Source organism: Evtepia gabavorous, from assembly GCF_003425665.1.
Lineage (GTDB): Bacteria > Bacillota > Clostridia > Oscillospirales > Oscillospiraceae > Evtepia > Evtepia gabavorous.
In genome coordinates, this window is the sequence record NZ_QQRQ01000006.1 from 79,266 (window position 1) to 102,896 (window position 23,631).

Genomic DNA, 23,631 nt, shown 5'->3' on the forward strand with positions numbered 1-23,631 from the left:
GGTTGTCTGGGTAGAAAAAAGACGCGCCGGAGATGCGGCGCGTCTTTTGGTAGAAACCGAAATCAGTCGGTGACGTAAGGCAGCAGAGCGATCTGACGGGCGCGCTTGATGGCCTCGGTCAGCTGGCGCTGGTGCATGGCGCAGGTGCCGGTGGTTCTGCGGGGCAGAATCTTGGAGCGCTCAGAAAGGAAACGGCGCAGCTTGGCGGAGTCCTTATAATCGATGTGCTCGACCTTATCGACACAGAAAGTACAAACCTTACGGCGTTTACGGCCGCCGCGAGGGCGTTCTCTATCCATAGCCATGATAGCAAACCTCCTTAAAATAGAATGAGAGTGGTCTGACAGGGTCTCTCCCGGAGGAGAGGATCAGAAAGGCAGCTCCCCATCGTCGTCGGTGAGATCAGCAAACTGATCCACCGCAGGGGCCGCGGTGTAACCGCCGCCGGAGGGGGGGTAGCTGTTGTTGCCGGCGGGGGCACCGTAGCCGCTGCTCCGGCCAGCCTGGGGGGCGGGTGTGTAGCCGCCTTCTCCATCCCGGCGGGAATCGCCGAAATAGACGTTGTCGGCCACCACTTCCGTGGCGTACCGGCGGTTGCCGTCCCGGTCGGTGTAGTCGCGGGTCTGGAGCTTGCCCTCCACCACGGCCAGACGGCCCTTGGTGAGGAAGCGGGAGACGAACTCTCCCGTCTGACGCCAAGCCACGACATTGATGAAATCGGCCTTCCGCTCCCCGGTTTCCCGGTCCTTGAAGTCCCGGTCCACCGCCAGGCGGAAGGAAGCCACGGCCACGCCGTTCTGGGTGTGGCGCAGCTCAGGGTCGGCCACCAGCCGGCCCTGGAGGAAGATCTTGTTCAGCAAAGCAAGAGCCCCCTTATTCGTCCTTGCAGATGATCATGGAACGCATCACGCCTTCGGTGATCTTCAGCACACGGTCCAGCTCAGCGGGGAGCTCGGGCGCGGCGGTGAAGGTCATGAGGACATAGTGGCCCTCGTTCAGGTCGTTGATGGGATAGGCCAGACGGCGCTTGCCCCAGTCGTCGATGGCGGCCACCGTGCCCTGGGTTTCCACCAGAGTCTTGAACTTCTCGATCATTGCGGCGATGGCCTCTTCGCCCAGCGCGGGGTCCATGATATAGACCACTTCATAGTTTGCGTTTACCTTTGCCATGGTTCGTTGCACCTCCTTATGGACATTTGGCCGGCAATCCTCGTTGCCGGCAAGGATCTGCCTGCATAGAAAGACAGGCTATACTATTATATCGAAAAGGGGGAATTTGTCAAGGCTTTTTTCCTTTTCCCGGGTTTTCCGGAAGGGAGCGTGTGCTGGGGCAGGCATAATTTGCTTTCACCGGGACATACTGCCTGTGAGGTGATATCCATGGAGTTGAACAAACTGAGCAATGAGGCGTACAACGCCTATGTCCAGAGCAAGGCCAAGCCCTCCCCCATGGGGAAGAACATGGTGTGGGCTTTTCTGGTGGGGGGACTGATCTGTGTGATCGGGCAGGGGCTGCTGGACTGGTACCAGACGATGGGACTGTCCCGGGAGCTGGCGGGCACGGCGGTTTCCGTTACCCTGATTTTCCTCACGGCGCTGCTCACAGGGATTGGGGTGTTTGACAGCTTTGCCAAGCACGCCGGCGCGGGGACGCTGGTTCCCATCACAGGGTTTGCCAACGCGGTGGTGGCGCCCGCCATGGAGTTTAAGCAGGAGGGACTGGTCACCGGGACCGCCGCCAAACTCTTTACCGTGGCTGGCCCGGTGCTGGTCTATGGGATTTCCGCCAGTGTGCTCTATGGCCTGATTCTGTGGCTGATCCAGGTTCTGTAAGACAGACTGCCCGTGCCTTCCCTGGCACGGGCAGTCTGCTGTATGGGGCTTGTCTCCGGCGGACGAGTGGCCTGCCGGGCTGTTGTGGCTCTGTCTGCCCGAAAGCCATGGGGGATTGGATGGGGAGCGACCGATTCAAAAAAGAAGATCCAGGGCGCAGAGGGCCAGCACGGCGGCCATGGCCCCGTTGAACGCCCGGGTGTGCCGGCGCAGAAAGGACTGCAGCAGCCCGCCGGCCACTGCCCAGGTGAGAAAGCCCGCAGTGCCGAAGAGGGTGAGGACAAAGGGCTGTATGGGGAACAGGGCGCCGCTGCCGGCGGGCAGGACGTAGCCGGTATAGATGGTGATGGCGTACAGAATAATTTTCCCGTTGACAAACTGGAGAAAAAATCCGCTCCAAAAGGTAGACCGGGGACTGACATCCTTTGCAGGGGTGCTCCGGAGCAGATGGAGGGCCAGCCAGAAGAGATAGAGGGCCCCGGCGAAGGGGAGCACCTGGGTCAGCGCGGGGAGCAGCCGCTCCAGCTGGTAACAGCCCAGCGCGCAGACCGCCATCACGGAAAAAAAGCCGGCGACAATCCCGGCCAGGGTGGCCCGCCCCTGGACCCAGCCCTTCTGGCCCACGGTGTGGAATGCCAGGATGTTGTTGGGGCCCGGCGTAAAGCTGGTGACTAAGGCGTAGGGAAGGTAAGATAGAACAACCGAAAAAAACACTTGAGATCAGCCTCCTTTTCTGCTATCCTACACGCGAGAAAAACTGAAATCAAATTGAAAGTTTTTATAAAACGATGCAAAAAAATTGAAATGAGTGAGGCGGCCTATGGATCTCAAGTATTTGAATACCTTTCGGGTGATTGCGGAGGAGGGGAGCTTTACCAGGGCGGCGGAGCGGCTGGGTTATACCCAGTCCACCATGACCTTTCAGATGGGACAGCTGGAGCAGGCCCTCTCCGCCCGGCTCTTTGAGAAGGTGGGGCGGCGGATGGTGCTCAGCCAGGCGGGGCGGCAGCTGCTGCCCTATGTGGAGCGGGTGCTGGAGGCGGTCAATCAAATGCACTGTTTTACCCAGGACCTGACCCAATGCCGGGGGGAAATCACCATCGGGGTGGCGGAAACCCTGCTGTGCTACCGACTGCCGCCGCTGCTGAAGGCCTTTCACCGGCGGGCGCCCCAGGCCCGGCTGCTGATCCGCTCCATGGGCTGCTATGATATCCGGGATGGGCTGATGGATGGGTCGCTGGATGTGGGGCTGTTTTATGAGAACATCGGGGGACTTAGCAGCCAGTTGGTGACCCATCCTGTGGGAACCTTTCCCGTGGTGCTGACGGCGGCGCCTCAAGTCAAGGCATTGGGCCCTGATTTCGTGGCTCCTGACCATCAAGTCCCCCTGCCCTTCCTCATCAACGAACCCAACTCCATTTTTCGCCAGATGTTTGAGGGATACCTGCGGGAAAAAGCCATCCGAATGGACCACACCATTGAGCTGGGGAGCATCCCCACCATCAAGCACCTGGTGGAAAACGAGGTGGGGGTGACCTTTCTGCCCCGGTTTGCCGTGGAGGATGCCCTGGCGGCAGGGCGGCTCGTGGAGCTGGAGACCGGGATGGAGGAGCCCGTGCTCTCGGCGGTGTGCGCTCATCACAAGAGCAAGTGGATCAGCCCGCTGATGGCGTGCTTTTTGGAGATTGTCACTGCAGCGGGCGTATAGCCCCCTCCGCCGCTGAGAAGCAATGACTTCCCAGGCGGGGGAGGCTCCCGCCCCGACTGCTTAGGGGCAAGGGCCCCAACAAAACGCCCCTCCCCAAGACGAGATGTCTTGGGGAGGGGCTTGTGCTTTGCAGGCAGCGTTATTTGAACTTTACCGCGGTGCCGTAGGCCATGACCTCCGCGGCACCCTGCATCACGGCGGCGGAGGCGTAACGGACGTTGACCACGGCGTCCGCACCCAGATGCTCCGCCTCCCCCACCATGCGTTTGGTGGCCAGGGCGCGGGCGTCGTTCATCATGTCGGTATAGGCGCCCAATTCACCGCCCACCAGGGTCTTGAACCCCTGGGTAATATCCCGGCCGATGTTTTTGGACTGAATGGTGCTGCCCTTGACCAGGCCCAGCATTTCCAGCTCCTGGCCGGCAATGTAATCAGTATTGACTAAGATCATCTTCTTCTCCTCCATTGATTTCTCGAATTCTTGCACAGGCTGCCACGATCACCGCGACGGCGGCAGCGGTCAGCAGGAGGGCCAGCACCCAAAACAGAGGGTGAGAGCCCAGCAGGGTCCAGATCCAAGCGACCCCTGCGATCTGGACAGCCAGAGGCGCCAGCACGGCTGCCACAGACAACCACACACCGACCTTTTTCCCACGGTGTATATCCATGTTTTCCGACTCCTTTCCCGGCTACTCAAGGTCCAACTCCGGCGGTACATCAAGCTCGTCGGAGACATACTTGCCGTTTTTCTTCCGCTGGCGGACGCATTCTGTGAGCAGGTATTCAATCTGCCCGTTCACTGAGCGGAAGTCATCCTCGGCCCAGGCCGCGATGGCGGCGTAGAGCTTGGCGGAAAGCCGGAGAGGGATCTGCTTTTTCGCGTCCTTCTTGCCCTCAGCCATCTTCAGCACCTTAATACAGGCTGCCGGTGTTCACCACGGGCTGGGCCTCGTGGTTGCCGCAGAGCACCACCAGAAGGTTGGAGACCATGGCGGCCTTCCGCTCCTCATCCAGCTCCACCACACCGCTCTGGTTCAGACGCTCCAGGGCCATTTCCACGGTGCCCACGGCGCCCTCCACAATCATCTTCCGGGCGTCGATGATGGCGGAGGCCTGCTGACGCTGCAGCATGGCGGCGGCAATCTCCGAGGCGTAGGCCAGGTGGGTGATCCGCGCCTCTAAGATCTCCAGACCGGCCTCCTGGACCTTGGCCTGAATTTCCTCCCGAATGCGGGCGGCCACCACGTCGCTGGACCCCCGGAGGCTGCCCTCATCGGGGACGCCGTCGCCGGTGGTGTCCACGCCGGGAGATACATCGTAGGGGTAGAGCCGGACGATGTTCCGCAGGGCGCTGTCACACTGGAGGGAGAGAAACTCCTTGTAATTGTCCACGTCAAAGACCGCCTTCCCCGTGTCCACCACCCGCCAGGTGACGGCGATGCCGATTTCCACAGGATTGCCCAGGCAGTCGTTGATTTTCTGCCGGGCGTTGCTGAGGGTCATGATCTTCAGGGAGATCTTCTTGGTGACAGCCTCCTTGGGCAGGGAGACCGAGCTCCCGCCCAGGGCGGCCAAGACCTTGGAGCCTTTGGCGCTGTCCACGTCGCCGCTCTGGCTCAGCTGGGTCTTGGCGGCGGGGTTCACCGCGGTGCAGAAGGGGTTGACGAAGTAGAACCCCTCTCCCTTCAGGGTGCCGATATAGTTGCCGAACAGGGTGAGCACCAGGGCTTCCTGGGGGCCCAGTACCTTCAGGCCCAGCAGGGGCAGCCAACCTAAGCTCAGGTAGAGGATGCACAGGACCAAGGGGGCGATCTGCGCCTCGTCCGCGAAAAAGATGGTGCCCAAAACGGCGAGAATGTACAGGACAATGGTGAGCAGAAGCACGAGCATACCGTGCTTCTTATTGGATAAAATAATTTCCGTCATAGACAGTCCTCCTGGTTGATCTATTTGATATCAAAAAAATATCATATTGATTTTTCGCTGTCAAGAGGAATTTGAAAAAATCAGGTGGAAAACTTATCCCAGACCCCCGGGAGGCGTACACAGGAAAAAGGCCAGCAGCAGGGGCAGACTCACCCCCAACACCAGGCCGGGGAGGACCCAGGGCGCGCAGGCAAGCAGGCCGGTGAACAGGGGAAGGCCCAGGCACAGCAGCAGGGCGGCCAGCAGACGAGTCAAAAGGGCGGGCAGGGGACTGCCGCCGGAGAAGAGCAGGGGGAAGAGATCGGGCAGCTGAGAAAAACAAAAGGTCCAGAGAGAGGACCACAGTGCGGCCAACAAACTGGACGGGAGAGAGAGGGGGTGCATATAGATTCTCCTTACGAGGGATAGTTGATATCCAAATGGATATCACATGGGCATTATATCGTCGGGGCGGATTAATGTCAAGATATCCAAATGGATATCAATGGAGGAATTATGGGATACTATAAACGGATCCGCGATCTTCGGGAGGACCATGACCTCACCCAACGGCAGCTGGCGGCCAGACTTCGGATGACCCAGACCCAGTATTTCCGCTATGAGCAGGGCTACCGGGATATCCCCAGCGACATTCTGATTGCCCTGGCCGATCTCTACGGCACATCCACAGATTATATCTTGGGACGCACCGACGATCCCCGGTTTTCCGGGGCCAAGGGGAAGTGAGCCGGCCTGGGGAGGGAATGGCGCCTTGCCAAGAGTGGAAAGATATGGTATTCTATAAAGGTATCCCAGCAAGCAAATCGACGTTTAAGGGGACTTTGCCTTGAAGACAGCCATTGTAACTGATACCAACAGCAGTATTTCTGCCAAAGAGGCCCAGGAGATGGGCATTGATCTGATCCCGATGCCCTTTTTTGTGGATGGGGAGACCTATTTGGAGGGAAAGGACTGTACCCCTGAGACGTTCTTTCAAAGGATGAAAGCGGGGGCGGAGATCAGCACCTCCCAGCCTGCCCCGGAGGAGATTACCTCCCTGTGGGACACCCTGCTGAAGACCCATGACGCGGTGCTCCACTTCCCCATGTCCTCGGGGCTGAGCGGCTCCTGCCACACCGCCAAAGCCCTGGCCCAGGAGTACGGCGGCCGGGTGCTGGTGGTGGATGACCGGAGAATCTCCGTCACGCTGGCCCAGTCCATCCGCAACGCCCAGGTGCTGCTGGCCCAGGGAAAGACAGCGGCGGAGGTCCGGGACATTCTGGAGGCGGAGCGGGATGCGTCCAGCGTCTACATCGCGGTGAACACCCTGGAGTATCTGCGGAAAAGCGGCCGGGTGACCGCGGCGGGCGCTGCGATGGCGGCGGTGCTCCATATTAAGCCCGTCCTGCAGATCCAGGGCGGAAAGCTGGACGCCTACAAAAAGGTCCGGGGAATGCTCCAGGCCAAAAAGACCTTGTTGGAGGCTCTGCGCCATGACTTGGCCACCCGGTTTTCGGGGATGAAAATGGCCGTGTTTTCCGGCTATTCCGGCGGCGACCCCACCCTGGGGGAGACCTGGCGCAGGGAGGTGCAGGCCGCATTTCCCGATTACGCGGTGGGGATGATCTCCCTCCCCCTGAGCATCTGCTGCCACACGGGAGAGGGCGCGGTGGGCGTGGCCTGTGCAAAACTTTGGTGAAGGGAACGCAGCGGTTCCGGCATCCACGCCGGGACCGCTGCTGTATTTTAATTAAAATTTAAGAAAAATCCTATCCTTTCTTCATTTTCCTCCCGTATAATCAAACCCAGAAGAGGAGGGAAGTCCATGAAGAGCAAGCGCAGGTTGGGGATCTGCTTGGCCGTGGGGATTCTGGTTTTGGCGGTGTCGGCGGCAGCGGCCTTTGGCAGCGTCAATGGGTATGCCCGGTATAAGCAGGCGGTGAAGGACCTGCTGCTGCGGGAGGACAATTTCACGGTCCAGGCCCAGACCCACCTGTCAGTGGACGGGGAGAGACTTCTGTCTGTGCAGATGGACTATGCAAAAGCCGGCCTCAACAGTGCCTATCACAGCAGGGAAGACCACGGCGGGGAGAGCCACCAGGAGTACCGCACCGTGCTCGACGGAGTACGTACCCGGTTTGCCGGGGACAGTTCCTTTTACTCCTGCGAGTCCATAGAGCGGGGGGAGGCCTTTTCCAACCTCCTGGGCTATGATGTGGACAACGAGATGGAGCGGCGCCTGGTGGACTTCGCGGAGACCGCGGTGGATCTGGTGCTGGGCGAGCTGAAGAACAACGTGGTACAGTTGGGCACCGAAGGGGATGAGACGATCTATCAGGTGCGGGTGGCCCGGAGTCAGATTCCCACCCTCCTCAACGCTGGACTTTCCCTGTTTGTCTATGACAACGTAGGTGTGCCGGTGTCGCGGTTTCTCACCTATGAGGATGAGATAGGCCTGCTGTTCCAGCGCTATGAGGCTGTCACGGGGGAAACCCTGCCGGAGGAATTCCGCGCCAAATACGCCAGCGGAGATTACGATGACGCCTGGTACCAGGCCAACCGGCGCCTCATCGAACGGCTGGACACCTTCAGCACGGACTGGAATGCGCCATATTGGACCCTGTTTGAGAAAAAGGACCAGGGTGTGCTCTATGTGAAAGCCGATGGCAGCGTCCAGGACTATGACACGGTCCAGGCATTTTTGACCGACCATCCTGAACAGAAGTACCACTATCTGGAGTATTACATGGGCGGCAGCGCTGCCCTCTGCGATGTGGTCTGCACCTTCCGGGTGAACGGGGCGGGAAAGCTGACCGCCAACCAAATACAGGCCAACTTGAAGACCACGGACAGCGCCGGCGGAAGCCACGCCATGCAGATGGTCCTGGACCTGACCATAACAGACTATGGCACCACCACCGTGGCTCCCCTGGATGTGGGGGACCGGGTGATGCGTTCCTGATACCAAGTTCTCTCTCATTTTGATTGGATCAAAGCGCCGCCGCCCTCCGGGAATCCTGTCCCCGGAGGGCGGTGGTGCGTTTCCATGACATGAGGGAAGGAGAACCGTGTATTTTTTAATGAATTTTTAAGAGTTTCCCCATTCTTTTTTTAGAGATGTACGGTATAATAACAACAGTCAACAAAGCCCGTCTCGGGGCGGTGCGCTGGCAGAACCGAGCGCGAAGGTCCCGTGACGCAGTGAAGGAGGAACTGAGGATGAAGAAGCGAAATCGATTGACCATCTGCCTGGTGGCCGGTGTGCTGATCCTGGCGGTATCCGCCACGGCGGCCTTTGGGAGCGTCAATGGGTACAGTAAGTACAAGGAGGCGGTCAAGGCCCTGGCCCTGGAAACAGACAATTTCACCGCCAACGGAACCCTGAAAATGATCTGTGACGGGAAAGAGGTCGTGCATGTGACGGAGGACTACGCCATGGACGGTCATAATATGTCCAGCCATAGCATCAGCAAGGACAGCATGGGGTCTCATGAGCAGTACGAAACCATTCTGAACGGCGTGAATACCTGGTTTGATGTGAACGACCGGTACTATTACCAGTCGGAGTATGAAACCGACAGCAGCAGCCTGGGAGGCAATCTGCTGGGGGTGGACCAGGACGACGAGATGGCCCGGCGCATGGTGAACTTTATGGAGATCGCCGCGGACACCGTGGTGGGTGAGCTGAAGAACAACTTTGTCCAGGTGGGCAAGGAGAACGGCGCCACCCTGTACCAGGTGGAAATTGCCAAGAACCAGGTGCCCTCCCTGGTCAACGCCGGCCTCTCCCTTTTTGCTTACAGTGTCGGCCAGTCCCATGACTACGATTATACCGTGAATTATGAGGATTACTCTGCCACCGCCATCCAGAACTATGAGAAGGTGACGGGGGAGACCCTGCCGGAGACCTTCAAAGAGGGCTATATCAACGGCGGGAATGAGCAGTGGTATGAGGACAACGCGGAGAACTGGGAAGAAAAGTATTACGAGGTCCTGGAGAAGAACAACGGCGGCATTGTCTACGTCAAGGCGGACGGCACCTATGACTACTATGCCGATTACGACGCCTTTGCCGCGGCAAAGCCGGAGCTGGTGGCGGATAACCTGGAGTCCTATATCGGCCAGGACATGACCTTGGAAAAGGTCCTGTGCAACTTCGGCGTGGACGACAAGGGCAACCTGACCTCCAACCAGATTACGGTGAACTTCAACACCACCGATCAGGACGGGGAACACCACACGCTGGTGATCACCGGGGATGTGACCATCTCCAACTACGGCACCACCACGGTACAGCCGCTGGATGTGGGGGACCGGGAGAAATACGCGTGAGGCATCCGCGGAGGCGGAAAGCAGACTGATACCATCGAGGGCGAAACCCCGGAGGCCAAGGGCCTCCGGGGTCGTCCCGCCCTCACAGGTCCTTTGGACCGCGGGAAAGGAGCACAGAATTTGGATACCGTTTTGACCTTGGACCACGTTTCCAAGATTTATCACAACGGCCGGGGCGCCCGGAACATTACCTTCTCTGTGGAGCGGGGACAGGTGGTGGGACTGCTGGGCCCCAACGGCTCAGGGAAGACCACCATTATGAAATCCATCACGGGGCTTTCCCAGCCCACGGAGGGGACCATCACGGTGTTCGGCGCCCCTGTCACCGACCGGGAGAAGGCGCTGATGCAGGTGGGGGCCCTCATTGAGCAGCCCGCTCTCTATGAAAATCTCACCGCCCAGGACCACCTGCGTATGGCGGCCCGATACTACCCCGGCGTGGACCAGGCCCGCATGGACAAGGTGCTGGAGATTGTGGGACTGACCCCGTACCGCAAGGAGCGGTGCGGAAAATTTTCCCTGGGCATGAAGCAGCGGATGGGCCTGGCCCTGGCGCTGCTGTCCGAGCCGGAGCTGATGATTTTGGACGAGCCCACCAACGGCCTGGACATTGAGGCCACCGTGGAGATGCGGGAGGTCATTCTCCGCCTGGCCAAGGAAAAAGGCGTGACCTTCCTGGTGGCCAGCCATCTGGCCGCGGAGATTGAGAAGATGTGTGACAAAGTGCTGGTGCTCTACGAGGGGGAGATGCTCTCCTTTGACACCAAGGAGGAGGCCCTGCGGCTCAACCCTTCCCTGGAGGACTACTTCCTGGCGAAGGTCCGGGACAAGAAGGGCTCTGTGGTCCTGTAAGGAGGAGACGATGGAACGATTTTTGGCCAGTTTGAGCAATGAGCTGTTTAAGCTCCGCAAGCGGAAAAAATATCTGGTGTTTCTGATCATCGGCGCGGTGATCTGCGTGGCCAGCGCCCTGCGGGTTCTGATTGTCAACTACATCACCGACGGGGGCGTGTCCCGGGAGGCCATTCTGGGGGGGCTGATGTCCTCCAACCTCCCCTTTATCCTGTTGATCTTCCTGCCTTTGATGGCGGTGATGGCCGCCAGCGACCTCTTTGTGGGGGAGCAGGTGGACCATACCCTCCGATTTTCCCTCATGCGCCCTGTGGGAAAGGGAAAGCTCTTCTTTTCCAAGGCGGCGGCGGTGTTCCTTTTGTGCGCCTTTGACCTGGCGGTGCTGTATGTGGTCAGCACCGTGGCCCAGGTGGGCCTGGGAGGGGGCACGGAGGGGATCCTCACCAGCCTGGGGGCCTGCCTGCTGGACCTGATCCCCCTGGCGGTGCTGGTTCTTTTCTTCTGCCTGATCAATCAGCTGGTGAGAGGGTCCAGCCTGACGGTCCTGCTGTGTGTGGTTTTGTACATCGGGCTGCTGGTTATGGGGACCTATCTGCCCGCGGTGGGGGGGCTGGTGTTCACCGGGTATCTCCGGTGGCACAATCTTTGGATTGGGATTGCCCTGCCCTTCTTCTCGTTGCTGCCCCGCATTGGCCTTCTGGCGGGGTACGGCCTGGTCTTTGGATGCTGCGGCTATCTCCTCTTTGACAGGAAGGAAGCCTGATGGTAAAATGGCGGGGAGAAATCCAAAAGGAGGCGGGCGCCATGCCGAAAAAAACCACCCTGAAGGGACAGTTCCTGCGGACCAGTCTGGCGATGCTGGTGCTCTCCCTGCTGATCGGCGTGGCGGTCATGGTGGCGGTGATGATTTTTTTCACCGTGCGGGTTCCCGATGGAGAGAAGTTTCTGATGGAGAGCCTGTCCTTCCTCTTTGGCAAGCAGACCATCGGCCCCAGCAGGATGGTGCCTGTTTTGGTGCTGGCGGGGGTTTTGCTGTGCCTGATGGTGACGGGGGTGTGCATTCTTCTCACCTCCCGGCTCACGGGAAGGATCACAGCCACCCTGAAAACCCTGCGCCAGGCGGCGGACAATCTGCGGGACGGAGAGCTGGATTTCCAAATCCTCTCCTGCGACGAGCGGGAGCTGGACGAGCTCAGCCACTCCCTGGAGAGCGTCCGCCAGCGCCTGAAGGCCACCGCGGTGGCGGAGGCCGCCGCCCAGGAGGAGCGGGGGCTGCTGATGGCCAATCTCTCCCACGACCTTCGCACCCCCATCACCGCCATCAAGGGATATGTGGAGGGGATTCAGGACGGCATTGCCAATACCCCGGAAAAGCAGCGCCATTACCTGGAGATTGTCTATAACAAATCTGTGATTCTGGAGAGGCTGGTCCGGAATATGTCCGATTTCTCGGAGTATGAGCTGGGACGGATGCAGTATCATTTTGAATATGTGGAGATGGGGCCCTTCCTCCGGGACCTGGCTGAGGAATACCAGGTGGACGTGCAGCAGAACGGCATGACCTTTACCGCCCAGATCCCCCAGGGCCATTACGTGGTGACCGCGGACCGGAGCAAGCTCAAGCGGGTGCTGGACAACCTGGTCTCCAACGCCATCAAGTATGGACGGGCAGGCGGGGCCATTGCCCTGACCGCAGAGGAGTATGAGCGGGGCTTGGTGATCCAGGTCTCGGACAACGGGAAGGGCATCAGCGCCCAGGCGCTGCGCCATGTGTTTGACAGCTTTTTCCGGGAGGACAGCGCCCGAACCAGCTCGGTGCCAGGCAGCGGCTTGGGGCTGGCCATCTGCCGGAGCATTGTGGACAGCCACCACGGCAAGATTTGGCTGACCAGTGAGGAGGGAGAGGGCACCCGGGCCTTCCTCTATCTCCCGCTCCAGAAAGAAGAGGGGTTGCTGTGATGAAAATTTTGATTATTGAAGACGACCAGAGTGTGGCGGAGCTGGAGCGGGATTACCTGGAGATCAACGGCGGATTCCAATGCGATCTGTACACCGACGGTACCCAAGGGCTCCAGGCGGCGCTGGCGGGGGACTATGCCCTGGTCATTGTGGATGTGATGCTGCCGGGACTGAGCGGCTTTGAGATCTGCCGGCGGCTGCGGGAGGTGAAGGACACCCCTGTCATCATCATCTCTGCCCTGGCCGACGACATTGACAAGGTGCGGGGCCTGGGGTTGGGGGCGGATGACTACATGACCAAGCCCTTCTCCCCCAGTGAACTGGTGGCCCGGGTAAAGGGACACATTCAGCGGTACCAGCGCTTGGTGGGCAGCCGGGAAAAGGCCCGGCCGGAGATGCTGAAGGTCCGGGGGCTGGAGATCGACCGGGAGAGCCGGCGGGTCTGGGTCAACGGCAAGGAGACCAACATGACCAGCAAGGAGTATGATCTGCTCCTCTTTTTGGCTGAGCATCCGGACACCGTGTTTTCCAAGGACCGTCTGTTTGACAGCGTCTGGGGGGTGGATGCCTATGGAGATGTCTCCACGGTCACGGTGCACATCAAACACATCCGGGATAAAATTGAACTCAACCCCGACCGCACCCAGTACATTGAGACCGTCTGGGGGGTAGGGTACCGGTTTCGCGGCTGATTTGCCCAAGGGCTCCTTTGCAGGAGCCCTTTCCTTTTGCCTGGCGGCCCTTTCGGGAGCGTGTACGGAGGAGAAACCGGACCCAAAAAGCCCCCTGCCCGGGGTTCCGCCGGGCAGGGGGCTGGCTGTTTTCAAAAAGTGCTGATGGGAATGTCCGGGTCCTCGCCTGTTTTCTCGATCTTTCGGATCTGGACGTAGTAGTGGTAGCTGTCGCTGACATGGATGCAGACCCGGTCGCCCACCTGATGGCCCAACAGGGCCTTTCCCACAGGGGACTCCTTGCTGATGAGGCCTTTGAGGGCGTCCTGGCGAAGGGTGGTGACCAGCTGGATGGTCTCTTCGGTCTCCTCCTCTTCCAGGTAAAAGGTGACTTTGTCAAACAGGGCCACCCCGTCCCCGGCGGCGGTGCCGTCGATGACCACGGCGGTCTTGATCATGTTCTCCAGATAGCGAATGCGGCTGTCGTTGCGGTTCTTCTCCCGCTTGGCGGCTTTGTACTCAAAATTTTCACTGAGATCGCCAAAGGAGCGGGCCACCTTGACCTCCTCAATGAGCTGGGGGCGGAGGACCTGAATCCGGTGCTGGAGCTCTTCCTTCATTTTGTCAATGTCAACCTGGGTCAGTTCGTCGTGCATGATCATACGCCTCTTTTGTATCAAATCCGTGGGGACTGTCTGCCGGTCCAGTGTCACGGTGTCCCTGAATTATAGCACGGAAGACCGGCGGGGGCAAGCCTTATGGGTGGAGACGGACGGTCTCATCCCCCTCAAAGAAGAGGGCCAGCGCACCGGGGCCGGCGTGGCAGCCGTTGGCGGGATCAAACGGCGCGATGAGAATCTCCTTGGGCGGATTGGTCTGGCGGAGGCGCTGGGCCAGGGCCTCCGCCTCCTGGGGGGCATTGCCGTGGGCGATGCACACCGTCTGGTCCCCGGGGTACCGGACCAGGGCGTTGTATTGGTCGGCCAGCTTCCCAATGGCCTGGGCCCGCCCGCGGGCTTTGCCGCACAGGACAATGCGGCCGTTTGGGTCTCCCTTGAGCAGGGGCTTGAGGCCCAGCGCCGTCCCCAGCATGGCCTTGGCGCCGGAGAGACGTCCGCCCCGGCTGAGGTACATCAGGTCATCCACCGTGAAAAGGTGGGCAATCCGGTGCCGGAGGGAGAGGAGGGTGCGGGCGGTGTCCTCCAGGCACATCCCCCTCTCCCGCAGGTCGAAGGCCCGGAGGACCAGTAGTCCCTGCCCCAGGGAGGAGGAGAGGGAGTCCACAATCTGGAGCTTCCGCTGGGGAAATTCCTCCCGCAGCTGTTCCGCCGCCATGCAGGCGGACTGATAGGAGGAACTGAGGCCGGAGGAGGCGCTGAGAAAGAGCAGGTCCAGGCCGGAACGGAGCAGGGGCTTTAGAAAGGTGAGAAACCGATGGGGCGGAACCATGGAGGTGGAGACCTCTCCCCGCAGCTTCATCGTCTGAAAAAAGGCGGCGCTGTCATAGCCCTCGGGCGCCAGGCAGAGGTGTTCTTTGCCGCTTATGGTATAGGACAGGGGGATGACCACCAGGCCGCGCCGGGCGATCTGCGCCAGGGGCAAACCGGCCAGGGAATCGGTAACAATGGCAAATGACATAATTTCTGCCTCCTTGACATATAATATACAACATTAGATTAACAGGAGATTGTGATTATGTCAAGCAGTAATGAACGTGAAATTTCTTGCACAGAGAACAGGAAAGCGCCCTTCCCCATCCGGAACAGGACAGCCGGGCGGGGGAGGGCGCTGCATCGGGCGGCGCTCAGCCGAACAGAGAAACGGTTTTGGTGGCCATACGCTGACCGTAGAGACGGAAGAGCTCCTTGCTCTCCTCCAGGTGTCCGTGGAGGGCCACAGGCCCCAGGTGGATCACGGGCTTGCCAAAGGAGCCGCCCCCGGAGTAGGTGAGCATGCCCAGAACCATCATGTGATTGAGGATGGTTTGAATGCCCAAATCCCCGCCGCCGTGGAGATAGTCCGCCGTGGCGAACGCACCCCCCACCTTGCCGGCCAACCCGGCTTTCAAAGCGGGGCCGTCCAGCCAGACCTTGACGGCACTGCACAGATCAGCCAGATAGATGGGTGTTCCCAGAACGACACACTTGCTCTCCTTCACCCAGGCGGCGTCCCAATTTTCAATGGGAAAGGCCTTGGCCTCCACCCCTGCCACGGTCATCATCCCTTCCGCAATGACTTGGGCCATGGTTTTGGTGTTGCCGGTGACAGAATGGTATAGTACGGTCATTTTCATCATGGGTTCCTCCTTTGCTTCTACTGCGAGTATGGGAAGGGGGACGGATGTGGGGCCCGCCTTCCTCTCTTACCATAGCATAGCACAAGATGGTGCGAACGGCAAAGAAATTAAGAGGAGGAAACGGCTCAGGGGACGAAGTCGCTGCTTTTTGAGTGGAGCTGATTGTAACACGACATCGCAGCGGCAGTATAACAATTGCCGTAGCGGGACAGCAATTCTGGCTTGCTGTAATCAAACATCAGGGAATCAGTGTCGGTCGTATTTACCCATTGATAAATGGTTTCCGTTCCGGTGGTTTTCCGATAAAAGAGAAGGTAGGGCTGACCAGTGCTTCCCCATTCTGTCAGCCAATTCTTTCCGTGGATGCGCTCTGAGGACATGCCTCCCACTAAGAGGCTGTCGAGATTCCCCTCTACACACAGGCGATATTCCAAGCGGTATATCTCGACCCCGTCGTTTAAGCTTGCAACGCCTGTGGGAATCGGTGTTAAGCCGGTAATTTTTGCCTCTGTGATGAGGCGGTTGTCTTTGTGCTCTGACCAGCTTTGGTTCAAAGCGTGAATTTTTTCGGCGAGGAAATCCTCGGACCAGGACACCACGGCATCGGGAACTTGGTCCGAAAAGGCATGTTCTATGACAATATCTCCTTTGGAAGAGATCGAGGCTGTGCGCCCTCCAGTGAAGGTGCAGCCTGCCGCCATCAGTACGAAGAGCAAAAGAGCAAGCACAGTACCGCGTGTAATTTTATTTTTGCCTTTTTGAACAACTCGAGCAATTCGCTCTCGAAGGAACTGACGATTGTCAGCCAGCGGAGCGGAAAGGATAAAGGGGTTTACGGATTTCTGGCAGGCCATACGGATTAAGGTCCTCCCGTAGGCGGCCCGCTCTTCCTGGCCCAGGCGCTGAAGGGTGGCTTCATCGCAGGCAGTCTCGCTGTCCCGGTGAGATAGAACGGCTGCCCACCAGACCAGGGGATTGTACCAATGCAGCGCCACACATATCCCCCGTAATAAGGACCAGAAAGCGTCTCCGTGGAGGAAATGTGTGGTTTCATGGGCGATGACATGGCGGAACACGGTAGGATCTTCCAGTGCCTCAGACGTCACATAGATGGCGGAAGGGAACAGTCCAAAAAGACAGGGGGAGCCAATGGCATCCGTCTTATAAACAGGAAGGCGGGCCTGTTTGCATTTTACCGCCTGCCGGGACCGCCGCAGGCGGAGGGCAAAGTGAAGGTTGACCGCCGCGAAGTACGCGCCGATCCCCAGCGTCCCGGCCAACCAGAAATAGAACAGCACCCGCGTCGGGGTTATCTGGTCAGGTGAGGAGATTGGCTGGGGCGAGAGGGAGGGACCTGTTTCTTGCTGGGAGGAGGCAAGAGATGTAATGCCGTCAAAAGAGGAATCTATCCCCGCAGTGAGCATCTGGACCGGCGGGACATTCATCACAGAAAATCCTGTTTCACCAAAGCTGAATGGCAGGAGAAGACGGAGTAGGACAATGGCCCAAAGAGCGTATTGCAGCCGACGGCTCATCGCTGCCGTTAGAATATGCCGCAGGACAAGGAACCCTGCAAGCAGGACGGAAGAACTAATGATCCATGTCAACATCATGCTTTTCCTCCAGTTCTCGTAATAGAGCGTACAGCGCGTCAATTTCTTCCTGGGGCAGGGCCTGTTTTTGGGTGAGCGAGGAGACCATGAGGCTTAGGCTTCCATGGTAAACGCGGTGCAGGAAATGTTTTGTTTCCTGCAGAACAGCGGCATCCCGCTTGACAAGGGGGCGAAAAGACTTTTTCCCATGGTCGGTATCACTGGCGACTGCCCCTTTGCTCTCCAGCCTTCGCAGTAGTGTCAGTGTGGTGCTGCGGCTCCAGCCCATTGTTTTTTCCAGGCAGCTGGTCGCCTCTCTGCCAGTGCATGGGGTATGGTCCCAAAGAAATTCCATGACATGCCACTCGGAAGAGGTCAGATGAATGTTCTCGGCAGACATGTTGGGAAACCTCCTTTTGTCTACGTCTGTAAACAAATTGTACTACATATGTTTACAAACGTCAACAAAAAGAGGAGAAAAGTTATTGGTAGAACACAAGATGCCCTCCCGACACACGACAGGTGTTGGGAGGGCATCTTGAACTTGTTGGTGCCGGTGACCGGACTCGAACCGGTACGGTGTCGCCACCGGTGGATTTTGAGTCCACTACGTCTACCAATTCCATCACACCGGCAGAGGGATGACTTGGAATCGCAACCAATTATACAACAGCTTCTCCCACTTGGCAAGAGTTTTTCTGCGGGAAAATTGAAATAAATGATAGGAAATGAGAGACAAGTGTGGTATGATAAACTACTGGAAAGAATTTCGAGGCTTGTACCGTCCTTCGGCGGGGCAGGCGGGAAAGAGGAGGGCCGGCATGGGAAAGCGGATGCTGGGCTGTCTGGTTCTGGCCATTTGCATGCTGGGGCTGGGGGGCTGTATGTTTGGAAACGTGGACGAGATGTACGCCCTGCCCAAGTCCTCAGAGGCCTATGTCAATCTTCAGGCGAAGATCAACCAGGAGAAAGGAAGCGCGGAGTACATTGCCCCCCTCAGCGGGGAAAACCGGCAGACCATTCAGCTGGTGGATGTGGATGGAGACGGCGTGCAGGAGGCCGTGGCGTTTTTCCGGGACACAACCTCGGAAAACCCCTTGAAAATTGTGATTTTCAAGCAGGATGAACACGAGGAATACCAGGTCTATACCCGGATTGAAGGGGTGGGCAGCGAGATTGAGTCCATCGACTACCTGGACCTGGGGGGAAGCGGCGGCATGGACATCCTGGTGAGCTGGCAGGTCAGCGGGGCGGTGCACACCTTGGTGGGTTACACCTTGGCGGAAGAACAGCCTGTGGAGATCATGCGCAGCGGATACAGCCAGTACCTGGCAACGGACCTGGATGGCGACGGCAAGGAGGAAATCGTCCTGGCCCAGGCGGAGAGCGGCAGCAAAGCCCAGCTGCGAATTGAGTACTACGATGGCCGGGACGGGATCATGGAACTGACCTCCACCGCCCCCCTGTCCGAGGGGACCACAAGCATCAGCAGCTGGACCGATGGATTCTTGGAAGGGGAGATTCCCGCGCTGTTTGTCACGTCCTTTTTTGGAAAGGACGGGCTCATTACCGACGTGTTTTACCTGGAGGAGGGCCACGGGCTAAAGAACATCGCCATGGACCCGGAGACCCGCCGCAGCAAGAATGTGTTTCACTACTACGCGGGGGTCCAGCCGGAGGACATTGACGGAGATGGATGTATGGACGTTCCGGTGGCCCAGTCTGTGCCGGCCTATGGAGAGAGCTCGGCGGACCGGTTCTGGTGGCTCCAGTGGATGCACTACCGGGTCGACGGAAGCCGGGACCTGGTGATGACCACCTACCACAGCGGGGATGGCTGGTACCTGGAAATCCCGGAGGACTGGACCGGGGAATTCTCGATGCGCCGGCAGGAGAGCTCCACCATTGGGGTGCGTACGGTGACCTTTGCCAGAGGGGAGAAGGCACAGACGGAAGCGGAGGAGAGCAAAACCGTCCCCTTCCTGGAGATCAGCTGTCTGGTGGGCAGCGACCGTACCCGCCAGGCCCGCCAGGGAAACCGGTTTATTCTCTATGCGGACAGCACCACCATCTACACCGCAGAATTTCTGGAGAGCGGCTGGGACTGCGGTTTGGACCAGGAGGGGCTGAAAGCCCGGTTCCATGCGGGCTTGGACGGCTGGAACACCAGGGAGTAAATGCCCCCGGAATACCAAAAACCCAGGGAGAGCCCCGTCTGAACCGGGCTGGGGAACCTCCCCAAATTTGAGGCAGGAGGAGCAGGACGATGAAAAAAATTCTGGTTCTGGAGGATGAGGCCAACATCCGCAGTTTTGTGGTGATCAATCTCAACCGAGCCGGCTATGAGACCATTGAGGCCGGGACTGGGGAGGAGGCGCTGGAGCAGCTCCGGCTGAACCCCGATGTCCGGGTGGCGCTGCTGGATATCATGCTGCCGGATATGGATGGGTTTGAGGTTTGCCGCCGAATCCGGGCGGGCAACTCCAAAATTGGCATCATTATGCTCACGGCCCGGACCCAGGAGATGGACAAGGTCACAGGCTTTATGACCGGCGCGGATGACTATGTGACCAAGCCCTTTTCCCCGGCGGAATTGACCGCCCGAATTGACGCCCTCTACCGCCGGATTGGGGGGGACATGATGGATGACGGAGAGATTCAGCAGCCTCCCTTTGTGCTCAACACCCGCAAGCGGACTCTGGAGAAAAACGGCCAGCGGATCAAGCTCACCCAGGTGGAGTATGCCATTATGAAGATGTTTATGGAAAATCCGGGGAAGGCCCTCTCCCGGGAGGAGATCCTGAAGTTCGTCTGGGGAGAGAACTATTTGGGGGAGTTGAAGATCGTGGATGTGAACATTCGGCGCCTGCGGGTGAAGATTGAGGATGAACCCACCAGCCCCGCCTTCATCACCACCATCTGGGGCTACGGCTATAAGTGGGAATTTTGAGGAACAATCGGGAGGAAGGGAGAGAGCCATGATTCCATTCCTGAAGGTGAAGGGGATCCGCCAGCGGTGGCTGCTCAACAGCATCAGTATCTTGGTGATGATTCTGGTGGTGGTGGTCGCGGCGTTCTCCCTGATCATCAAGAACTACTACGACAGCAGCATTCTCACGGACATGGAGAGCAAGGCCCGGATGGCGGCCAGTTATTTCAGCACGGAGGCCAGCAGCTACAATTACAACAGCAGCGGGGATTATCTCACCGCGGCCCAGGATTATGTCAGCTCCTTTGAGGACGGCACGCGGATTGAGCTGCAGTTTCTCAACCCCGGGGGCAAGGTGATCTACTCCTCCAACGGCCTGACCCTCTCAGGGACCATGCCGGGGACCGGGGACATCACCCAGGTGCAGAGCTACCAGGAGGTGGCCACCTGGAAGGGGGTCTCCAGCCAGACCGGCGAGCGGATCACCGCGGTCTCCGCCCCGCTGCTGTACAATGGGGAGCTGGTGGGGATCATGCGCTATGTCACCTCCATGCGGCTGGTGGACCGCCAGGTGCTGGTGATGACTCTGGTGGCGGTGATCCTGTCGGTGAGTATCCTCATTTTGGTCTATATTTCCAACATTTACTTTGTCCGCTCCATTGTGGACCCGGTGAAAAACATCACCGGCATCGCCCGGCGGATTGCCGGGGGGAGTTATGGCATCCAAGTGGAGAAAAAGTTTGACGATGAGGTGGGCGATCTCACCGACGCCATCAACGACATGTCCCTGCGGATCAAACAGGCCGAAAGCATGAAGTCGGAGTTTATCTCCTCGGTATCCCACGAGCTGCGCACGCCCCTGACCGCCATCACCGGCTGGGCGGAGACCATTATGAGCGGCGAAGCCCGGGATGAGGGGGATGTCCGAAAGGGCATGGGGATCATCGCCAGCGAGGCCCGCCGCCTGTCGGGCATGGTGGAGGAACTGCTGGAGTTTTCCCGGATTGAGGACGGCCGTTTCACCTTGTCCGTGGAGCCCATGGATATTAAGGCGGAACTGGAGGACGCGGTTTACACCTACCATGAGTTTCTGGCCGCGGAGGGGATTGCCGTGTACCATACCGACTGCGAGGAGGAGTTCCCCCCCATTCCAGGGGACCCCGACCGGCTGCGGCAGGTCTTCTGCAACCTGCTGGACAACGCGGCCAAGCACGGCGGGGCCGGCAAGCGGATTGACACCGCTATTTTCCCCGACGGCAATGAGGTGGTCATCACCGTCCGAGACTACGGCCCGGGCATTCCGCCGGAGGAACTGCCCAACGTCAAGTATAAGTTCTATAAGGGAAGCTCCACCGCCCGGGGCAGCGGCATCGGCCTGGCGGTGTGCGAGGAGATCGTCTCCCGGCACAATGGAGAGCTGATCATCTCCAACGCGGAGGATGAGGCCGGAGGCTGTGTGGTGGAGGTCCGCCTGCCGACTGGAACATAAGTTCGAAAAAAGAGCGCCATATTCTTGCATTTTTGGCTGGGGTCTGCTACAATCGCCCCAGAACCAAGGAAACACTGTTTAGGAGATACTATGAAACAAGAAAACAACTGCGCGCTGCCCCAGGAGGGCGCGTTTCGCACCACCATCGGCGGGCAGGCGCTCATTGAGGGAATCCTCATGCGGGGGCCGGAAAAACAGGCCATTGTGGTGCGCAACCAGGAGGGAGAACTGGAGGTCAAGGAGCAAACCCTGAAGCTCATCAAGGACCGCTATCCCATTCTGGGGCTTCCCTTCCTCCGGGGGGTGGTAAACTTTCTGGCCTCCCTGGTGGAAGGGGTGAAGGCCCTGATGTGGTCGGCGGAATTTTACCCTGACGAGGAGGAGGAGAAGCCGCCCTCCAAGTTTGAAACCTGGCTGGAAAAGCACTTTGGCAGCGAGGGGCTGATGAAGTGGGTCATCGGTTTTTCCGTGGTGGTGGGCATTGCCTTTGCCATTGCCCTGTTTATCATCCTCCCGACGCTGGCCACCTCCGCCCTGCTGTATTTCTTTCCCGACGCCCCCATGTGGCTGCGGAACCTGCTGGAGGGTGTGCTGAAGCTGGTGATTTTTTTCCTCTATCTGTTCCTCTGCTCCCGGCTGAAGGACATTCACCGGACCTTTCAGTACCATGGGGCGGAGCACAAAACCATTTTCTGCTATGAGCGGGGCCTGGAGCTGACGGTGGAAAACGCCCGCCGGATGCCCCGGCACCATCCCCGGTGCGGTACCAGCTTTCTCTTTGTGGTGATTGTGGTGGCGGTGCTGGCCTCCTGCGTGGTCTTTGCCCTGCCGGTGGTGCGGGAGGTGGCCGCCAATCCCATTGTGCGGATTCTTCTCCATCTGCTCCTGCTGCCCATTGTGGTGGCGGTGACCTATGAGATCAACCGCTTCATTGGCCGGCATGACAATCCGGTGACTCGGGCGCTGTCGGCGCCGGGCATGTGGATGCAGAATTTTACCACCTTCGAGCCGGATGACTCCATGCTGGAGGTGGCCATCCACGCCCTGAAGCTGGTGCTGCCCCGGGAAAAGGGGGCCGACGCCTGGTGAGGCCGGGCAGATTTGGTTCCAAGGAAAGGATTCTTTGAAAAATGATTGATTGGGGTGGAGATGTGTGGCGATCACCTACCATGATTTGTATTTGAAGACCCGGATGGCGCTCTCGTCAGCGGGGATCGAGGCCGCCCAGCTGGAGGCCCGGGAGATCCTTTGCGCCGCGGCGGAAAAGACTGCGGAGGAACTCTATCGAGACATTTCTTTGTATACCACAGACGCCATCGCGGAGAAAACGGAGGCCCTTCAGGCCCGGCGTCTGGCCGGGGAACCCATTGCCTATCTTTTGGGGGAGTGGTCCTTCTGCGGTCTGCCGTTTTTCGTCTCCCCGGCCGCGCTGATTCCCCGGGTGGACACGGAGATGCTGGCCCAGCTGGCCATGAACCGCCTGAAGGAGCACCCCGGCCATACCCGGATTCTGGACCTGTGCGCGGGGACGGGCTGCGTGGGCCTGACAGCCGCGGCGCTGCTGAAGAATACCCGGGCGGTGCTGGTGGACCTCTCCGACGGGGCACTGGACCTGTGCAAGCGGAACATCCGGCGGCATAAACTCACCGGCCGGGCGGTTTCCCTTAAGGGAGACGCGCTGCAGGCCCCCAGCCATGCCCTGGGACAGTTTGACGTGCTGGTGTGCAACCCGCCTTACATTCCCACCGGGGACCTGGCGGCCCTGGATACCTCGGTCAAAGATTTTGAGCCGCTGCTGGCCTTGGACGGCGGGGAGGACGGCCTGGATTTTTACCGGGGCATTACAGAGCTGTGGCAGCCGGCGCTGAAGCCCGGCGGCCATCTCCTCTATGAGGTAGGCATCGGCCAGGCGGAGAAGGTGGCCTGGCTGCTGGTGAAAGCTGGCTACGAGAACATCCGCATCACCCGGGACACTGGCGGCATTGATCGGGTGGTGGAGGGCCAGCGGCCCAAGGAGCGGGAGATTCCCGATATGCTCCACGAGACCATGGAGGAGGACGTGTAA

Annotated in this window: 29 protein-coding genes and 1 tRNA gene; 15 read left to right on the plus strand and 15 right to left on the minus strand. The window is 59.1% G+C overall.

The window, feature by feature from the left end; all coding sequences use genetic code 11:
• Positions 1 to 62: 62 nt before the first annotated feature.
• The 3 genes from rpsR to rpsF all read right to left on the minus strand — a co-directional run bounded on the left by rpsR (position 63) and on the right by rpsF (position 1,170).
• Positions 63 to 305, minus strand: coding sequence for a 30S ribosomal protein S18 (rpsR, locus tag DV520_RS05350; protein WP_021919047.1), 243 nt, complete (start codon positions 303 to 305; stop codon positions 63 to 65).
• Positions 306 to 368: 63 nt separating this feature from the next.
• Entirely contained in the window at positions 369 to 860 is a 492-nt protein-coding gene (locus DV520_RS05355) for a single-stranded DNA-binding protein (RefSeq protein ID WP_117142038.1), read from the minus strand.
• A 13-nt stretch (positions 861 to 873) separates the two neighbouring features.
• Positions 874 to 1,170 (minus strand): 30S ribosomal protein S6, encoded by a 297-nt coding sequence (gene rpsF / locus DV520_RS05360; RefSeq protein WP_021919049.1) that lies wholly within the window; start codon positions 1,168 to 1,170, stop codon positions 874 to 876.
• 210 nt (positions 1,171 to 1,380) lie between these two features.
• On the opposite strand from rpsF, the gene spoVAC reads away from it, so the two are divergent.
• Positions 1,381 to 1,833: a stage V sporulation protein AC gene (spoVAC, locus tag DV520_RS05365; RefSeq protein WP_021919050.1), complete on the plus strand. Its 453-nt coding sequence runs from the start codon at positions 1,381 to 1,383 to the stop codon at positions 1,831 to 1,833.
• Between the two features lie 135 nt (positions 1,834 to 1,968).
• Here spoVAC and DV520_RS05370 read toward each other — a convergent pair whose 3' ends face one another.
• Positions 1,969 to 2,547 (minus strand): LysE family transporter, encoded by a 579-nt coding sequence (locus tag DV520_RS05370; protein WP_117142039.1) that lies wholly within the window; start codon positions 2,545 to 2,547, stop codon positions 1,969 to 1,971.
• A gap of 106 nt (positions 2,548 to 2,653) precedes the next feature.
• Here DV520_RS05370 and DV520_RS05375 point away from each other — a divergent pair, with 106 nt between their 5' ends.
• Positions 2,654 to 3,541 carry a LysR family transcriptional regulator gene (locus DV520_RS05375; protein ID WP_117142040.1) on the plus strand — a complete coding sequence of 296 codons (888 nt, stop codon included), beginning with the start codon at positions 2,654 to 2,656 and terminating at the stop codon, positions 3,539 to 3,541.
• A gap of 139 nt (positions 3,542 to 3,680) precedes the next feature.
• Here the strand turns inward: DV520_RS05375 and DV520_RS05380 are convergent, their stop codons facing one another.
• The 5 genes from DV520_RS05380 to DV520_RS05400 form a co-directional block, all read right to left on the minus strand.
• Complete coding sequence (locus DV520_RS05380) at positions 3,681 to 3,992, minus strand: YbjQ family protein (protein WP_021919053.1); 312 nt, start codon at positions 3,990 to 3,992, stop codon at positions 3,681 to 3,683.
• Complete coding sequence (locus DV520_RS05385) at positions 3,973 to 4,209, minus strand: hypothetical protein (protein ID WP_117142041.1); 237 nt, start codon at positions 4,207 to 4,209, stop codon at positions 3,973 to 3,975. Before DV520_RS05385 ends, DV520_RS05380 begins: the two co-directional genes overlap by 20 nt.
• Before the next feature lie 21 nt (positions 4,210 to 4,230).
• Complete coding sequence (locus tag DV520_RS05390; protein WP_021919055.1) at positions 4,231 to 4,443, minus strand: type II toxin-antitoxin system antitoxin; 213 nt, start codon at positions 4,441 to 4,443, stop codon at positions 4,231 to 4,233.
• A gap of 10 nt (positions 4,444 to 4,453) precedes the next feature.
• Entirely contained in the window at positions 4,454 to 5,467 is a 1,014-nt protein-coding gene (locus DV520_RS05395) for an SPFH domain-containing protein (protein WP_021919056.1), read from the minus strand.
• A gap of 93 nt (positions 5,468 to 5,560) precedes the next feature.
• Complete coding sequence (locus tag DV520_RS05400; protein WP_021919057.1) at positions 5,561 to 5,851, minus strand: hypothetical protein; 291 nt, start codon at positions 5,849 to 5,851, stop codon at positions 5,561 to 5,563.
• Positions 5,852 to 5,962: 111 nt separating this feature from the next.
• Between DV520_RS05400 and DV520_RS05405 the strand changes: the two genes are divergently transcribed.
• The 8 genes from DV520_RS05405 (at position 5,963) to DV520_RS05440 (ending at position 13,281) form a co-directional block, all read left to right on the plus strand.
• Positions 5,963 to 6,193, plus strand: coding sequence for a helix-turn-helix domain-containing protein (locus tag DV520_RS05405; protein ID WP_117142042.1), 231 nt, complete (start codon positions 5,963 to 5,965; stop codon positions 6,191 to 6,193).
• Between the two features lie 100 nt (positions 6,194 to 6,293).
• A complete protein-coding gene (locus DV520_RS05410) occupies positions 6,294 to 7,145 on the plus strand; it encodes a DegV family protein (protein WP_117142043.1) in 852 nt (283 codons plus the stop codon).
• 126 nt (positions 7,146 to 7,271) lie between these two features.
• A complete protein-coding gene (locus DV520_RS05415) occupies positions 7,272 to 8,408 on the plus strand; it encodes a hypothetical protein (RefSeq protein ID WP_117142044.1) in 1,137 nt (378 codons plus the stop codon).
• Positions 8,409 to 8,665: 257 nt separating this feature from the next.
• A complete protein-coding gene (locus tag DV520_RS05420) occupies positions 8,666 to 9,778 on the plus strand; it encodes a hypothetical protein (protein WP_117142045.1) in 1,113 nt (370 codons plus the stop codon).
• 120 nt (positions 9,779 to 9,898) lie between these two features.
• Complete coding sequence (locus DV520_RS05425; RefSeq protein WP_021919062.1) at positions 9,899 to 10,630, plus strand: ABC transporter ATP-binding protein; 732 nt, start codon at positions 9,899 to 9,901, stop codon at positions 10,628 to 10,630.
• A gap of 10 nt (positions 10,631 to 10,640) precedes the next feature.
• The gene (locus DV520_RS05430; RefSeq protein WP_021919063.1) at positions 10,641 to 11,393 is read left to right on the plus strand and encodes an ABC transporter permease; all 753 of its coding nucleotides are present in this window, start codon (positions 10,641 to 10,643) and stop codon (positions 11,391 to 11,393) included.
• Between the two features lie 41 nt (positions 11,394 to 11,434).
• Complete coding sequence (locus tag DV520_RS05435; protein WP_021919064.1) at positions 11,435 to 12,589, plus strand: HAMP domain-containing sensor histidine kinase; 1,155 nt, start codon at positions 11,435 to 11,437, stop codon at positions 12,587 to 12,589.
• Entirely contained in the window at positions 12,586 to 13,281 is a 696-nt protein-coding gene (locus tag DV520_RS05440) for a response regulator transcription factor (protein ID WP_117142047.1), read from the plus strand. The genes DV520_RS05435 and DV520_RS05440 overlap by 4 nt, the downstream gene beginning before the upstream one ends.
• Positions 13,282 to 13,412: 131 nt before the next feature.
• Here DV520_RS05440 and DV520_RS05445 read toward each other — a convergent pair whose 3' ends face one another.
• The 6 genes from DV520_RS05445 to DV520_RS05470 form a co-directional block, all read right to left on the minus strand.
• A complete protein-coding gene (locus tag DV520_RS05445; protein WP_021919066.1) occupies positions 13,413 to 13,916 on the minus strand; it encodes a GreA/GreB family elongation factor in 504 nt (167 codons plus the stop codon).
• 100 nt (positions 13,917 to 14,016) lie between these two features.
• Positions 14,017 to 14,898, minus strand: coding sequence for a DegV family protein (locus DV520_RS05450; protein ID WP_117142048.1), 882 nt, complete (start codon positions 14,896 to 14,898; stop codon positions 14,017 to 14,019).
• Positions 14,899 to 15,064: 166 nt separating this feature from the next.
• The gene (locus DV520_RS05455; protein WP_021919068.1) at positions 15,065 to 15,556 is read right to left on the minus strand and encodes a flavodoxin family protein; all 492 of its coding nucleotides are present in this window, start codon (positions 15,554 to 15,556) and stop codon (positions 15,065 to 15,067) included.
• Between the two features lie 125 nt (positions 15,557 to 15,681).
• Positions 15,682 to 17,169, minus strand: a complete 1,488-nt coding sequence (locus tag DV520_RS05460) for a M56 family metallopeptidase (RefSeq protein WP_117142050.1) — start codon at positions 17,167 to 17,169, stop codon at positions 15,682 to 15,684.
• Positions 17,147 to 17,548: a BlaI/MecI/CopY family transcriptional regulator gene (locus tag DV520_RS05465; RefSeq protein WP_021919070.1), complete on the minus strand. Its 402-nt coding sequence runs from the start codon at positions 17,546 to 17,548 to the stop codon at positions 17,147 to 17,149. The genes DV520_RS05460 and DV520_RS05465 overlap by 23 nt, the downstream gene beginning before the upstream one ends.
• A 148-nt stretch (positions 17,549 to 17,696) precedes the next feature.
• Positions 17,697 to 17,783: transfer RNA gene (locus DV520_RS05470), tRNA-Leu, on the minus strand.
• A 186-nt stretch (positions 17,784 to 17,969) separates the two neighbouring features.
• On the opposite strand from DV520_RS05470, the gene DV520_RS05475 reads away from it, so the two are divergent.
• The 5 genes from DV520_RS05475 to prmC all read left to right on the plus strand — a co-directional run bounded on the left by DV520_RS05475 (position 17,970) and on the right by prmC (position 23,631).
• On the plus strand, positions 17,970 to 19,325 hold the full coding sequence (locus DV520_RS05475) for a hypothetical protein (protein WP_117142051.1): 1,356 nt from the start codon (positions 17,970 to 17,972) through the stop codon (positions 19,323 to 19,325).
• Between the two features lie 89 nt (positions 19,326 to 19,414).
• Positions 19,415 to 20,098, plus strand: a complete 684-nt coding sequence (locus DV520_RS05480) for a response regulator transcription factor (RefSeq protein WP_021919072.1) — start codon at positions 19,415 to 19,417, stop codon at positions 20,096 to 20,098.
• A gap of 28 nt (positions 20,099 to 20,126) precedes the next feature.
• Positions 20,127 to 21,566: a sensor histidine kinase gene (locus DV520_RS05485; protein ID WP_021919073.1), complete on the plus strand. Its 1,440-nt coding sequence runs from the start codon at positions 20,127 to 20,129 to the stop codon at positions 21,564 to 21,566.
• Between the two features lie 90 nt (positions 21,567 to 21,656).
• A complete protein-coding gene (locus tag DV520_RS05490) occupies positions 21,657 to 22,655 on the plus strand; it encodes a DUF1385 domain-containing protein (protein WP_117142052.1) in 999 nt (332 codons plus the stop codon).
• A 64-nt stretch (positions 22,656 to 22,719) separates the two neighbouring features.
• Positions 22,720 to 23,631, plus strand: coding sequence for a peptide chain release factor N(5)-glutamine methyltransferase (gene prmC, locus DV520_RS05495; RefSeq protein ID WP_021919076.1), 912 nt, complete (start codon positions 22,720 to 22,722; stop codon positions 23,629 to 23,631).